Here is a 14,891-nt window from a genome sequence, read left to right on the forward strand (position 1 = left end):
TGGGAAGCGAATAAGTGAAGACCGATTGGAAAGCGGCTCGGCCTGAGGTCGCGGAGTTCTGACGGCGGGAAAAGTTGATCGAATGGGAAGGGATCCTGCGAATCCTTGCCAAGTGGGTCGATGGTCGCTACTCACAGTGCCCTAATGGCGGAATCGAACGGGCGATTGGCGGGGAAGGTTGCGGTGGTCGTCGGATCGACCAGTGGGATTGGCGCGGCGATCGCCCGACGGTTTGCGGCGGAGGGGGCCTCGGTCGTGCTGAGTGGCCGGCGGTCTGAGCAGGGAGAAGCGGTGGTCCGGGAGATCGTGGAGAAGGGCGGCCGGGCGGTTTTTCAGCGAACCGATGTGAAACAGCCGGAGGATTGTGCGGCGCTGGTGAAGCGTGCGAAGGAGGCCTATGGCGGTCTTGATTCGCTGGTCTACAACACGGGAATCTTCAACCGGGCCACTTTCGATGAAATCACGCCTGAGTTCTGGGACGGGATGCAGGCGGTCAATGTCCGTGGTGCGTTTCTGGTTTCCCAGGCGGCTGCGCCGCTCATGCGGCAGCGCGGTGGCGGAAGCATCACGATGATGGGTTCCATTCACGCATTTGTGAGCAGCGAAAAGCTGATTCCCTATGGGGTGAGCAAGGGGGCACTCCTCGCCCTGACCCGGGAGTTGTCGGGTTACCTCAAACGGGATCGGATCCGCGTGAACTGGATCACGGTGGGGTGGGTCCTGACGGATAAGGAAAAGGAGACCCAGATGGCGGAACACGGGGATCTGAAGCGGGTGATGGAATTCGGAGCCAGGGCTCCCTGGGGGCTGAATACGGAGGAGGAGATGGCCTCGGGATGCGTCTACCTGGCCAGTGACGAGGCCATGCGGGTCACCGGCACGAATCTGAATATCTCGGGCGGCATCCACCTTTCCCTGTGAGCGTTTTCGGAGAGAGCCGGAAGAACGCGGGCGGCAGGCGGGGTGCCGGTCTCTGCCTCTACGGAATGACCTACAGCATCGGGTTCCAGGGAGCGGGAACGGCGCGGGCCAATTCCGATCCCATGACGCCGGAGGGATTTGTCGACCTGGCGCGGGAGCTGCGATTGGGCTTTGTCGAAGTTGAGCCTCGGTTCATCTCTTCGGACGATCTGGAGGCGGACTACGCGGCTTTCGGGAACCTGGCCGAGGAGTCAGGCCTGGGCGTGGTTTGTTCGACGTCGGTGGTCACGGATCGCGGGCAGCTGGAGGCGGACCTGGGGCGTGCATCGGCGATGGGCGCGAAGACGATGCGTGTCCTGATCAGTCGGATACTGGAGGGCGACCGGGCGGCGATCGGCGGGCGAGCGGCCTGGCAGGACCGGCTCGAGGCATTTGGCGATGTCGTGATGAGCGCACTGCGGTTGGCTGAAGAATTGGGGCTGACCCTGGCGGTGGAGAATCATCAGGATGCGGATTCCGACGACCTGGCTGCGCTCTGTGAACGAATCGGGAGCAATCGATTCGGTATTGCCCTGGACACGGCCAACCCACTCGCGGTGGCCGAGGAGCCCCTGGTCTTTGCCCGCCGGGTTCTGCCGTGGATCAAGCATGTCCATCTGAAGGACTACCGGGTTTTCCCGAGTGAATCCGGATACCGCTTGATCCGGTGCGCCCTGGGAGAGGGCGTCATTGATTTCCCGAGCCTGCTCGGACTCTTTCGGGATCGTCCGGAGGTGACCCTGAGCATCGAGATGGCAGCCCTGCAGGCCCGTCACATCCGGATCCATGAAGAGGGGTATTGGGATGGATTCCGTCCGAGGACGGCGCGGAGCCTGGCCCCTGTGCTTCGGCTGGTGGCCGGTCACGCCGAGTCGGGCGATTGGCGCACCCCCTGGGAGCTTGAACAGGATGATCGGTTGGCGGATTGGGAGATGGACCAGGTCCGGCGCAGCGCCGACTATATTGCCTCGGTTTTGACGGGTGGCCCTGGTCATTGAAGCTTTATGAAGAACGAAGATACCAAGTCAGGAGATGTGAATGTGATTGATCTTTTCCGGTTGAACGGAAAGACGGCCTACGTGGTCGGTGGTTCCCAGGGATTGGGTGCCTCGATGGCGCTGGGCTTGGCCCAGGCGGGTGCCCGGGTGGCCATCGGATCGAGAAATGAAGAGACGTGTGCACGGGTGGCCCGGGAGATCGGCGCGGCAACCGGGGGGGCGTGTCTTTCGATCCCGATCGATGTTTCGAGTGAGTCGAGCGTGCAGAGCGCATTCGCGCGGGTGGCTGACGAGCTCGGGGGGCTCGATATCCTGATCAACAGCGCGGGAATCAACATCCGGGCGCCGATCGACGACTGTTCACTCGAGACGTTTGAATCGGTGACCGATACCAATCTCAAGGGGACCTGGCTCTGTTGTCGCGAGGCGGCGAGGATGATGAAGCCCCGGCGCTCCGGCTCGATCATCAATCTCGGTTCGGCTCTCAGTTCGGTCGCCCTGCCGGAACGAACGCCCTATTGTTCGTCGAAGTTCGGGGTGATCGGCTTGACCCAGGCCCTTGCGCTCGAGCTGGCGCCGCACAATGTCCGCTGCAATGCGATCTGTCCCGGAGCCTTCCTGACCGAGATCAACAAGCCGTTGCTCAAGGAACCGGAGAAGGTGAAAATGCTGGTCGGCCTGATGGCGTTGAATCGCTGGGGAGAACTTCATGAAATCCGTGGGGCCGCGCTCTTTCTCGCCAGTGATGCTTCAACCTTCGTGACCGGATCCTCGCTCTACGTGGACGCAGGCTGGACGGCAAAATGAACGCACTTGATCAGAAGCTTGCCGGCAAGACGGCGATCGTGACCGGGGCGGGTCGGGGACTGGGGCGGGCTTACGCGGTCCGGCTGGCCCGGCTGGGCGCCAACGTGGCGGTGGTGGATCTGAACCTGAACTCGGCCGAGGAATTTGGTGAGATCGTTCCGGATGGCGGGGTGGCCGCGGAGTGCGCCTCATTCGGCGTTCGGGCCATCGGGATCCAGGCGGATATGACCAGGCGCGATGCGGTCGACGCGATGGTCAGTCGGGTGAATGACGAACTGGGTTCGGTCGATATCCTGGTCAACAACGCGGGAGGCATGTTGCGGCCGGCCGAGGTGAGCTCGGCCATGGATTCGTCGGAGGAGGATTTCCGCTTCATCATGGACGTGAATCTGATGAGCACGGTATTCTGCTGCCAGGCCGCGGGACGCCTGATGAAGGCGCAGGGAGGCGGACGGATCGTCAACGTCGCATCGGTGGCCGCGGTCAAGGCCGGTCTCCGTTTGGTCAGTTACGGGACGGCCAAGGCGGCGATCATCCGCTATACCCGGTCGCTGGCCCGGGAGCTGGGTCCGCATGGCATCAACGTCAACTGCATCGCGCCGGCCATCATCGCCTCGAGTCGGGCCATGGCCGAGTATCCGGAAAGGCGGGCGATGGCGGCGGACATCCCGCTGCGCCGTCTGGGTGAGCTGGAGGATTGCGCCAAGGTGATCGAGTTTCTCTGCACCGATCTCTCGGATTATGTGACCGGCCAATGCATCGCGATCTGCGGCGGTCTGTATGCGGGTGCGGTTTAGGAGAAACGGGGATCGAACGCGTTGAGCGCGTTCGGGCTGGCGGTTGGATCGGATTGATTGTCGGATCGGATCCATGCCGATGAGAACTCCCGATGTTGACCTTTCCGATCCTGTGGTGGTGGCGGTTTCGGCGCCGAACGAAACGCGCTGGGGCTTCACCCAGTTTCCCGCGGTGTCGCGGCTTCCGGACGGGCGGATCATGGTCTGCTATGCCGATGCCGAGGACGCCAGTGAGACTCATGGGAATCCTGCTCCGGCCTTTGTCTCGGCGGATGAGGGAAAGACGTGGGTTCCGTTCTCGGACGACCCCGACCCGATCCGGCCCCACTACGCCATCACCGAGGCCTATGACGGCGAATTCTTCGCGGTTCCCTCCATTCATTATTTCAACGTGAAGACGGCCGGCATCACCATGCCGAAGCCGGCGGCCGAAGCATTCGTCTACGGGACGCTCTACACCTATCGAGCCTCGGATCTGCCTTCGGAGGTCCTCGAGCATTTCCGGTGGCTGGACGCGGTGCGCTGGACGCCGAAGACCGGGCGCTGGCTTCCGGAAAAAGTTGAATACGATGTGCGGGATCTCCTGGTCTGGAAGCGAGAGGGCAGCGATCTGCTGCCCCGTGCGTTCTTTGAGCGACCGGCCCTCAGGTATCGTGGTGAAATCCTCTACGCGGACTATCGGGTGCGTTATGCGTTGCCGGACGGGTTCGTGGCGCAGAAGGGCGGCACCGACCTGATGGCTTCGAAGGACAACGGTCACTCCTTTGAACACCGGTCTGTGGTGGGGGTGGACCGGACGGGGCGCGACCTGATGGGCGAGCCGACCCTGGCGGAGACGGCGGAGGGTTCGCTGGTCTGCGTCATGCGCAAGACGGATCAGGATCAGAAGCCGATGGCCATCACCTGGTCGGACGATGCAGGTCGGACCTGGACGCCACCGAGGGAATTCTGTGAATTTGGCGTCTTTCCGTGTCTGCTCAAGATGAAGGCCGGACCGCTCGTCCTGAGCTACGGACGCCCGGGGGTGCATCTGCGGTTCAGTCCCGACGGCAATGGCCGGGACTGGTCGGATCCGGTCACCCTGATCCCGGGTGATCCGAAAGAGACGGGTCGGTACTCCTGCGGCTACACCAGTCTCCTGGCGCTTTCCGACCACGAGTTGCTCATCGCGTATTCAGATTTCGAACACCGTGATGCCGACGGGACCCGTCGCAAGGCGATCCTGGTCAGGCGGGTGAAGGTTTGAGGGCGGGCTTCGCCCGCGGAGATGGGAGATGGAAGATCGGAGGTCGTGGGGGAGCGGATTGAGCGGTCAAGAACCGAAGAACTGAAGGGCGCTACTTCCGAGAGGGGAGGAACTACCAAGGTGAGAAAGGCGATGAAGGTGGAAGGGAAGGGTTTTGGAATGAGCGGCTTACGAGTGGATTGAACCGCCGGGAACCGAAGAATGAACGGGCGCTGGTTCCGAGAGGAGGATGAGTCTTTTGGAAGTATCGAAGAGGTGATTCTGCGCGAACTTCGAACTGAGCTCTCCGATCTTCGACTGATCCGGCCCGGCCGCATCAGTCCGCTTTCAGCCAGATCTGTTTCCAGGGGCGGGTATCCAGTCGGTTCATGGTCCAGCCCTGGACGGAGGGATGGACGAGGTAGACCGTGCTGTAGTGATAGAGCGGGATGATGGGCAGGTCGCGCAGGATAATGGACTCCATCTTTTGGTAGTTGCGGAATCGCTCGTCCGGATCCGCTGCGGCGCGGGCCTGGCGGAAGGCCGCCTCGAATTCCGGGTCCGACCAACCGGTGCTGTTGTCGGGGCTGGCGGCGGACACAAGCTGGTAGTAGTCGATGGGGTCGTCGGCGAAGGGCAGCCAGGCGGCGCGGGCGAGGTTGTACTGGCCCATGGTCCGGTTATCGAGGAAGACTTTCCATTCCTGGTTGGTCAGCCGGACATCGGCGCCGATGGTGCGCCGCCACATCTCCTGGAGGGTTTCGGCGATGTTTCGGTTTCCCTCGTTGGTATTGTAGAGGTATTCAATTTGCGGGAACCCCTGGCCATCCGGAAAGCCTGCCGCGGCGAGGAGTCCGGGGATATCGGATGGGTCACCTTCCATCTTGACCCCGGAGGTGAATCCGCCCATCCCGGGCTGGCTGAAGGTCAGGGCGGGCCGTTGTCCACCCTGAAGAACCTTCTCCACGAGAAGCTGCCGGTTGATCGCGAGGGAGAAGGCTTGCCGGACTTCCCGTCGGTCGAATGGTGGCCGGGTCGTATTGCACATGACGTAGGCCACTCCGAGCCGCGGTTCGATCCGGAGAGACTCCGGATGATCGCGCCGGTAGACGGCAATCTTGCTGACGGGCAGGGACGCGGTAGTGTGCAATTGCCCGGCGCGAAAGGCGCGTTCCTCCGTTTCCTGGCTTTCGATCGGATGGAAGTGGATCGCGTTCAGTTTGACCGAGGTCGCATCCCAGTAGTCGGGATTCTTCTCGACGACAACCACCTGGTTCGGGATCCATTCCTTGAGGACAAACGGACCATTGCCGACGAGGTTGCCGGGGCGGGTCCAGTCGGTTCCTTTGCGGGCCAGTCCGCCGAAGCGCTCGATGACATGGATGGGGACGGGGACCCAGGGGTAATTGGCGAGGAGATTGAGCAGGTAGGGCAGCGGTTCGCGTAGGGTGATCACGACGGTTCGGTCGTCCGGCGCCTTGTAGCCCACGGTGGAGAAATCCTGCGTCCGCCCGGAATGAAAGTCCTCCGCACCGACCACGGGATAGGTCATGTAGGCGAATTCGGCGGCCAGTTCCGGTGTGAGCAGGCGGTGAAATGAGGCGACAAAGTCATGGGCCGTGAGGGGGGTGCCGTCCGACCAACGGGCGTTTTCGCGGAGGTGGAAGGTGTAGGTGAGGCCGTCGGGGGAGATTTCCCAGGATTTGGCGACGCCGGGGGCGGGTTGAAGGGTTTCACCGTCCTGCTCGACCAGACCCTCAAAAATGGCGCTGAGAATCCGTGATTCGGGCGACCCGGTATTGGTGTGCGGGTCAAGGTCCTGAGGCTCGACCCCGTTGCCGACATGGAGGATGCCGTCACGGTTGCCGGCCTCGACCCGGGATTCCGGACGACCGCATCCCGAAACGATGAGGGCCAGGGAAAGGAGAAGGGTCGCAGAAAGAACCCGGATCAGCATGGGGGGAGGTGTTTTAAACCAAACGTAGCATGCTACGTAGGGTTTCATTGGGAAAAGAATACGTAGGTTGCTACGTTTGGTTTTGTGTTCGAAAACAATACGTAGTGTGGAGGAGTGGGGGTCGGTGACGCTTCGATGGACGGCCCGGCGGTCCGTCCCTATCTGAAGGTCCATTGAGCGCCGGCTTGTGGTTCTTGAGGCGAATCATTGATCAGGCCCCTTGACCAGACAGGATTCCAGTGTGCCGCGGTTGGTTTGATCCGGGAAGGGCGGCCGCAGCTAATCCCGGGCGATCTCGTACCAGAGGGTCTGGTGGGAATGATCGACCTCGAAGCTGAGGGTGCCGTTGGCCCAGGTGGAGGGGACGATGTGGTTGCGGGTGCCGGTTGGATCGAGGGCGTAAACCAGGCAGGGGTGGGCGACCGCCAGTTGCACGGTGGCGGGGATGCCCTCGGCCATGACGGGGCCGTGTCCCCATTGGTTGCCGACGCTGGTGCGGTCTTCATTCCAACCCATGTCCTGGTTTTCCACCCGTCCGACGAGGGTGAGGAGAGCGCGATCGAAGTCACGCAGGTTCCGGCCCGCGTGATCGACCAGGGTGACGGCGGCAAAGCCTTCGTTGAAAAGACCGAACTCGGGGAAGGTCAGGGTCAGTCCGTCGAGGGCGACCGTCTGACCGCCGACGAAGCCGACGGCGACCTTGGCGGCCATGGCATCGGCGGTGTAGATGACTCCCTTCGGGTGTCGTGTGGTCCGGACCGAGGGCTCGGTGGTTCCGGCGATGGATTCCCGGCCGGCTTCCGTCGTCGTGGAGCGGTAGAGGCTCAAACGGGCCTGCAGGGGATCCGGGCGTCCGCCCGTTTTGTCCCAGGCCGCTCCGGCCGTCATGGCGAAGTCCCACGGGACGGCGGGGAGGACGAGGGTCTCCTGCCGAGAGATCGGAGCGATCAGGCCTTCGCGGAAAATCAATGAAGTCGAGGGATAGAGGGCGACCTTGGCCGGGTTGGTCCCGGTGTCAAAATAGGCATCCATCATCGAATTGTCTTCCTTCGAGCCGGTGGCGGAGTAGGCAAAGGTGTAGAAGCCATCCCAGTCCTGAAGACCGCCGAAGGTGGAAATGAGAGGCATCATCTCGGCCTGGAAATCATTGGGCGCAGGATGGTTGTATTCGGATACGGTGAACGGCTTGCCGTGCACCCTCAATTCGGCCTTCTCGCCGAGAAGCCCGGAGTCGGAGTCCATGCGGTTGACGAGAGCCTCGCGGCCGACCGTCCAATTGATCGGATCCCAATCCGACCCGCGGAATTGCGGGTGCTGCCAATAGCCGTGGGCGTCGGCGTATTCCATGGAATCTTCCCGCACGAGGGAGGTCAGTCCGCCCCATTCGATCTGGGTATCGATGATGGCGGCGCGCATCCCGAGGTCTTCGCGGAGGAAGGCCCGCATGCCCTCAGAGAAGGCGGTCTCGGTATCGACGAGGAATTGAATCCAGTCGGCCCGCTGGGGCCCCATGCCGACGTTGACGCCCAAGGCGATGTTCTGGCGAAGAAGGGATTGGCCGGCGGGTAGGGTGAAGGGGACGGATCCGAGGCGGAGGGAGACCTGATCGAGTTCCACGGTGGCGGGTGCGCCGGCGAGGAGGAAGGCGATCTGGCCGCGTGCGGGTTCCGCGGAATGAGCCTTGAAGGAGAAGGAGAAATCCTGCCATTCGGGTTTCAGGATGAGCTTGGAGCGGAGGCCGTAGTCGCGCCAGTCGGGGTAATCGCGATGAATCTTCATCCCGATAATCCGCTCACGATCGGCCCGGGCGCGAAATTGGAGAGTGTAGGCCTGACCATTTTCTAGGGTGAGGTTGGGCAGGCGGGCCTGAACCAGCCACTCGGCGGCGAGGTCGGTCAGGAGTTCCACTTTGATCCCGTCGGTGGCTTGATCAGAACCGGTGCCGGGCAGGGCGGTGAAACGGGCGTTTTCGGGTCCAGCCTGTGTCTCGTCGGACCAGGCGGTTTCTTGATTGACGAGGCTTTGGCCGAGCGGGGCGGCCTCGATCGACCAGGCCTCGGCCAGGGCTTTGTCGGATCCGTAGCGGCCATGAAGCCAGGAATTCCAGAGGGCGACCAATTCGGAGCGAAACGGCTCGGGAAGGGTATCGAGGCCTTCGCCGGGGGTTTCCCCGGGCCAGCCGACGAGGGAGTTCTCGTTGTTGATTTCGATAAAGGCGAGGGCGGCTTCATCGCGGTAGGCCAGGCCGGTGTAGGGATTGACCCGATCGAGGAGTTTGGCGGCATACTCCTGTTGGAGCTGGATCATCCGTCGATTGAATTTGTCCACTTTCTTGTGATGCCTGAACGGGATGTCGTTCACGCTTTCGGGAAAGCCGACCTCGGGAATATAGTCCCGGGTGGTGGACAGGTTGAGATTGGTGTAGATGCCGTTGCGTTTGAGGGCGGCGATCAGGTAATCGAGCTTGTCGACCTGGACGGGATCCACATCGAGGTAGGGTTTGCCGGGAAGCCAGATGGTGCCGTCGTCGGTCTCCCAGTTGTTCTGAAGGTGGTGGAGGCGGACGAGATTGATGCCGAGCTTGGCCATGCGGGCGGCGATTTTGTCGGCATCCTCACGGGAGGGGAAGGCGGCCCGGGCGCCGAGATTGGTGGCGAAGAAACGGACCCGCTTTCCGGTGGTGGCTTCGACGAAGTGTCCGTCCCGGCTTTCGATGAAACCACCGGAACCGGCGGACCCGGCGTTGAGGTGGCTCACATTGGTGACGGTATCGGCGGTCGCGTCGTCCCAGGGGATGACGAAGGGGAAGAGCGTCGACTCATCGGCTAGGGCCGGGAGGGAGATGGTGGCCAGGGAGACGGAGAGGGTCATCCGTCGAATCCGGCGGCTCAGGGTTTGGGTGCGGTTCATAGGGTGAATGTGTGGTGATCCGGATTGAGCGCAACCAATCGGGTGCTCGATGCATAGAGCGAGAGAGGAAATGACGCCCGGGGGAGATGGATTTGCGGCGAGTGTCAGTCCGGACGGCTCCTGCCGTCCAGAGCACGGGCGGCGGGCGCATCGACGCTGCGGATATGGAGGTCGCGTTGCGGGAAGGGGATTTCGATCCCGGCCTCGCCGAGGGCCTTGTTGATTGCGGTCAGGATGGCGCTCTTCAGACGAAGACCGATTGAGAAATCGTCGATCCAGAAGCGGACGGTGAAATCGAGGGAGCTTTCCCCGAAGGCGTCGAAGGAGATGAAGGGCGCGGGATCCTTGAGGACGGCGTCAAATTGGCCGACGACATCGGTGAGAAGCGCGATGACTTTCTCCGGATCGTTGCCGTAAGCGACGCCCACAGAGATATCGATGCGGCGTTGTTGATCGGAGAGTGTCCAGTTGGTGACCTCGTTTGAAATGAGATTCCCGTTGGGGACGATGATTTCGGCTCCGTCGAATGAACGCACCGTACTGGCCCGAATGCCGATGCTGCGCACTTCACCGAAGGTTGTTCCGAACTGGATCTTGTCGCCGATCTTGATCGGTCGCTCGAAGATGAGGATGAGGCCGGAGACGAAATTGTTGACCAGGTTCTGAAGTCCGAAACCGATGCCGACCCCGAGGGCGCCGATGATGATGCTCATCTGGCTGAGATGGATCCCGGCCGCCGCCATTGCGATGATGATGCCGATGGAAATGATCCCGTAATGGATGATCATGGAGATCGTACTCGGAATGCCCCGGGGCAAGTCGAGGCGCGGCAGGATCTCCGCATCGGCGACGAAGCGGATCGATCTGGAGATGAGGATGGACAGCCAGATGGTGAAGAAGAAGGCAAGGATCGACCCGACGGAAAGGCTGAGCGCGCCCACCTGCCAGCCGAACCCGAGGATGGCGGACACCGCGTCCCTGACCGGTGTGTAGATACCGAATATCAGGAGGGTGACCAGGACCCAGACAAAGAGGGTGGTGAGGCGGAGGATTCGCGAGATGGTTTGATCGACCGTGGCGTAATGAAGGCGCACGGCCGCAGTATGCCTGAGAGGGCCGACCACCATGGCGATACGGAGGAATTCCCGAATGGCGTTGCTTCCGGCGATCAGAATCAGGGCGAGGGTGACGACGCCTACGAATCCGGAAAGAAGCTGACTGGAAAGGGCGAAGAGACCGAGGATATTGGTGATTCCGGCGATCGGGTAGACGAAGATTCCAATTCGGCCGGCCCACCGGGCGAAAGGGAAACTTCCGGATTCCCGGGTTGTCCCTGGCTCCGGGAAAATGCGCCATTGACGGACAACGGAGATCGTTCCCAGCACTGCGACGATCAGAGCGGTGAAGCGCTGGGCGAACGAAAACTCAGGCATGTGCTCGCTGAATCGGATCAGGACATAGAGCAGGATGGTCGTCTGGGCCGAACGCTTGAATGACTCCTCCAGGGTGGATTTGAGCAGGATCAGAACGGGGACCAGGACGAGATAGACAATGTAGCGGTAGACGACGAACGGGGGCGAAACCAGAAAGACGGGGGTGAGAACAAGGGCGATGACGATTCCGTTGGCGAGAGGGTGCTTGAGCAGTTTTGCGGCGGACTTGGTGCGGGGATCGCTTTCGAGGGTGGCCTGATGCTTCCGGCCAACGCGTATCAGGAAGACCGCGGTCAGGACCATGACCAGCAGCTGGATGACGAGGTTGACCGGATGGGAGAGAAAATAGGCGCGCAGCGTGCCCAGGTCGGATGCGGACATGGTGCTGAGCTCCTCGGAAAATCCGGATTCGTCGGCCTTGATGTTGGCGATGCTCCAGATGAACGGGCTGTCTGGTTTGAAGATATCCTTGCGGGTGATCTCACTCAGTTTGTTCTTTTCCTTCAGGAGGGCGGTCAATCGGTTCGATCCATTGGATACCTCGGCCTGGATACTGAGGGCCTCGTCACGCACCCCGAGGACGGTTGCCTTGGACTCGGCGGTTTGGGCGAGAACCGCATCAATCTGTTCGAGAAGCAGGGCGGCTCCCTCTTCGCCGGCGATCGCTTCGCGGGTTGATGTCCAGAGCTTTTCAATCCGAGCCAGTTGAGCGAGACTGTCCTGAAGGTCCCGTGTCAGATCAACGAGGTCGGTCTGCCAATCATCCACCTGCTTTCTTGCCGTGCCGAGCTGGTCGTCGATCTGTCGGAGACGGCGTCCGACTCTTCCCGACTGGACAATCGATTCGATTTCGAGCGAAACCTGCTCGAGGGTCTTCTGGAGTTCGGGAAGATCCTGGCGGACTGATTCGAGCAGAGGGGCGCGCTCGTCATCCGATCCGAGCTTGAGAACGTCCTGAACGGCGGCCTGGGAGCGGACGGCGATCTCTTCGATGGGGATGGTCTTCTCGGGCGCCTGTTCCGGATTGGCCAGCGCATCCGACTCCTGGTCCCGGACGGCGGCCTGGGCATCGGTCGTGGTGGACCCGGCCGGATCCGCTTTGGGAGGGTCGGGCTGTTGAGCGACGACCGGAAGGAGAACCGCCAGCGCGAGGAAGGCGAACAAGAGGGTTAATCGAGCGCGGATTGCCGGGAGAAACGACGGGATCATGATCAGGCCCGGACAGTATGGTCCGAGGTCTGATTGTAAAGGGTTCAGCGCGGGCGGTTTCCTCGTTTCCGTGATGTGCTGGATCCAGCCAGCATGCGTCCTGACCACGATGGGGCGGGATGTTCCTGCGAAGGTTGATGGGGAACCTGAGCGGATCCCGGCCCGGCTTTGGTGGAAACACCGAAGTTTCGATGAAGGGGATGTAAATGAGTGATGCGGCGGTGGGTACGGGAGGGAATCCGGGTCCAGATGCCGGATACCCATCCGATCCAACGTAAACGGGCGCATGGGCTTTGACGCGCACGACTCGACTCTACACGTGATGACATCGAATTCTGGTTTTGCCTTTCTTCCCTATTCCGGACTCTCACTGCTGGCTCTGGCAGTGTTGCTGGTGGCTGCGGTTGTCCTGAGGCGCCAGTTGCCGATTTTCCAGCGACTGGGGCCGGATCTGGCGATCATTTCGAGACCGATGGGCGGGCTGCAGGAATGGCGAGAGGCCACCCGTTTCGGCGGACTGGCGGTGGAACGCGGTATTCTGGCCGTGGCCCTGGGCTCGGCCATGGGCGTTTTCTGTCTGAACGCCGCGGCCTGGTCCATGCCCACCTGGGTCTATGTCCTGACCTGCATGGCCGCAGTGGCCCTGGTGGGTCTGACCGGGTTTTTCGCGGGACAGGCCCTTCACTTCGGCCGACGGGCCCTGGCCAGCCGGCAGCGTTTTCTCGGCAAGCGGATGGTCCATGATGCCCTCAATGGGCTGGTGGCGGCGAAGTATATCGCCGTTCACGACCTGAGTCTGGATGGTCTGGGTCTGGATCACGTGGTCATCGGACCGAGCGGGGTCTTTCTGCTGGAAACCCAGACGGTGATGCAACACCGGAGCCGGTTCGAGACTGGTGATTCCTATCAGGCGACTTATGACGGGCGCAGCATGGTCTTCCGCCGTCGCCGTCTGAACGGTCCGCTCGACGCGGTCCGCAAAAAGTCCATTCGTCTGGCCGAGTGGCTTTTCGACAAGGTGGGCGAGAAGATCGTGGTCAAGCCGGTCCTGGTCGTGCCGGGGTGGCGGGTCGAACGTTTCGGGCAGGGTCTGGTGCGGGTCGCCAATCAGGTTGAACTGCCGGAAGTCCTCGAAGCAGCAGCCGATGAAGAGCTCTTCCGGGAGAATCTGGCGGTCCGGATCGAGAGCGGCTTGAAGGAAATTCAGGTGAATCTCGATCAGCCGGACCTGGAGCCTGAATTGGACGAGGTTGCCGAGGACGGCGAGCCGGCCCGTTCGAAGCGCTGGTGGTCGCTCAGGCCCAGGCTGAAGAAGCGGGCGAAGACCAAGAGGCTATCCTGAGTCAAGGGGTTTCAGGAGGGATCACGAGATGTGGCCGCGGCAGTCTCTTGCCGCGTATCCAGGTTGACACGCCCCAAGTGACTGGGGCGACTACACATGACGATTTCACGAACAGGAAATGCCTGTTCTGAGCCAAAGAGTTGCTTACTTTAGTGCCATTCGGGACAGCCGTTGAGGGTTGAGGCGATTCCGGTCGGTCACCCGCGGGACTGTCAGTCAGGTCAGGGCTGCGCGTTCCACTCGTTGACCCGGTCGGTCAGGAATTGAATCCAGGCCGGATGGTCATTCAGGCAGGGAATATGCTCGAACTCGCGTCCACCGGCTTCGAGGAAGGTATCGCGTCCGGCCATGGCGATCTCCTCGAGTGTCTCGAGGCAATCGGAGACGAAAGCGGGGGTGATGACCAGAAGCCGGCCGATCCCTTGCTTGCCGAACCGTTCGAGTTCGAAATCGGTGTAGGGCTGGAGCCAGGGTTCTCCCGCGAGGCGGGATTGAAAGGAGACGGAGTAGCGATCGGGCGCGATTCCGGCGCGGGCGACGAGGGCGGCGGTGGTATTGAGGCATTGGGCCTTGTAGCAGGTAGCGTGGGCCGGACTGCAGGTTTCGCAACAGTTGGCCACGATCGTGCAATGGCTCCGGGAGGAGTCGGCCTTCCGCAGATGACGTACCGGGATACCGTGGTAGCTGAAGAGGAGATGATCGTAACCTTTTTCGAGATGGGGTCGGGTCGATTGAAAGAGGGCCTCGATATAGTCCGGGTGGTCGAAGAACGGTTGTTGGGAGGTGACCCGGATCCCGGGGTGGCGTTCGCGGATCACTTCATGCACGCGTGCCACCACGGTCTCGTAGCTGGACATGGCGTAATGCGGGTAAAGGGGCACGAGAAAGATCTCCTCCGTACCGTCGTCGGCCATTGTCCGGATGACGTCGGGGATCGAGGGCGAACCGTAGCGCATGGCGAGGTGGACGGGTTGATCGACCCGGTCGGAAAGGAGGTCGCGAACCTGCCGGCTGATGAGCGTGAGCGGCGAGCCCTCGGGCCGCCAGACCTTGGCGTAGGCATGGGCCGATTGTTTCGGTCGTCTGGGCAGGATGAAGCACTTGAGCACGAATTGCTGCACCGGCTTCGGGATATCGAGGACCCGGTCGTCCGAGAGGAACTCGTCCAGGTAGCGTCGGACATCCCGGGTCGAGGTCGAATCAGGGGAACCAAGGTTGACGAGGAGTACTGCCCGTTTGGCCATATGCGGGTA

At 61.8% G+C, this 14,891-nt stretch carries 10 protein-coding genes; 6 read left to right on the forward strand and 4 right to left on the reverse strand.

Going from position 1 to position 14,891, the window contains the following annotated elements:
- Positions 1 to 144 precede the first annotated feature (144 nt).
- The 5 genes from R3F07_18240 (at position 145) to R3F07_18260 (ending at position 4,808) form a co-directional block, all read left to right on the forward strand.
- On the forward strand, positions 145 to 921 hold the full coding sequence (locus tag R3F07_18240; GenBank protein ID MEZ5278327.1) for an SDR family oxidoreductase: 777 nt from the start codon (positions 145 to 147) through the stop codon (positions 919 to 921).
- Positions 918 to 1,958, forward strand: coding sequence for a sugar phosphate isomerase/epimerase family protein (locus R3F07_18245; protein MEZ5278328.1), 1,041 nt, complete (start codon positions 918 to 920; stop codon positions 1,956 to 1,958). Before R3F07_18240 ends, R3F07_18245 begins: the two co-directional genes overlap by 4 nt.
- A gap of 6 nt (positions 1,959 to 1,964) precedes the next feature.
- A complete protein-coding gene (locus R3F07_18250; GenBank protein ID MEZ5278329.1) occupies positions 1,965 to 2,765 on the forward strand; it encodes an SDR family oxidoreductase in 801 nt (266 codons plus the stop codon).
- Positions 2,762 to 3,562, forward strand: a complete 801-nt coding sequence (locus tag R3F07_18255; GenBank protein MEZ5278330.1) for an SDR family oxidoreductase — start codon at positions 2,762 to 2,764, stop codon at positions 3,560 to 3,562. The genes R3F07_18250 and R3F07_18255 overlap by 4 nt, the downstream gene beginning before the upstream one ends.
- Positions 3,563 to 3,641: 79 nt before the next feature.
- Positions 3,642 to 4,808: a sialidase family protein gene (locus R3F07_18260; protein MEZ5278331.1), complete on the forward strand. Its 1,167-nt coding sequence runs from the start codon at positions 3,642 to 3,644 to the stop codon at positions 4,806 to 4,808.
- Positions 4,809 to 5,124: 316 nt separating this feature from the next.
- Here R3F07_18260 and R3F07_18265 read toward each other — a convergent pair whose 3' ends face one another.
- From R3F07_18265 to R3F07_18275, 3 genes are all read right to left on the reverse strand, one after another.
- Entirely contained in the window at positions 5,125 to 6,744 is a 1,620-nt protein-coding gene (locus tag R3F07_18265; protein ID MEZ5278332.1) for a peptide ABC transporter substrate-binding protein, read from the reverse strand.
- A 279-nt stretch (positions 6,745 to 7,023) separates the two neighbouring features.
- Entirely contained in the window at positions 7,024 to 9,654 is a 2,631-nt protein-coding gene (locus R3F07_18270; protein MEZ5278333.1) for a carbohydrate binding domain-containing protein, read from the reverse strand.
- Between the two features lie 104 nt (positions 9,655 to 9,758).
- On the reverse strand, positions 9,759 to 12,296 hold the full coding sequence (locus R3F07_18275) for a mechanosensitive ion channel (protein MEZ5278334.1): 2,538 nt from the start codon (positions 12,294 to 12,296) through the stop codon (positions 9,759 to 9,761).
- Between the two features lie 322 nt (positions 12,297 to 12,618).
- On the opposite strand from R3F07_18275, the gene R3F07_18280 reads away from it, so the two are divergent.
- Complete coding sequence (locus R3F07_18280; GenBank protein ID MEZ5278335.1) at positions 12,619 to 13,638, forward strand: nuclease-related domain-containing protein; 1,020 nt, start codon at positions 12,619 to 12,621, stop codon at positions 13,636 to 13,638.
- A gap of 221 nt (positions 13,639 to 13,859) precedes the next feature.
- Here R3F07_18280 and hemH read toward each other — a convergent pair whose 3' ends face one another.
- The gene (hemH, locus tag R3F07_18285) at positions 13,860 to 14,882 is read right to left on the reverse strand and encodes a ferrochelatase (protein ID MEZ5278336.1); all 1,023 of its coding nucleotides are present in this window, start codon (positions 14,880 to 14,882) and stop codon (positions 13,860 to 13,862) included.
- Positions 14,883 to 14,891: the final 9 nt, after the last annotated feature.

It is taken from the genome of Opitutaceae bacterium (assembly GCA_041395105.1).
GTDB lineage: Bacteria > Verrucomicrobiota > Verrucomicrobiia > Opitutales > Opitutaceae > B12-G4.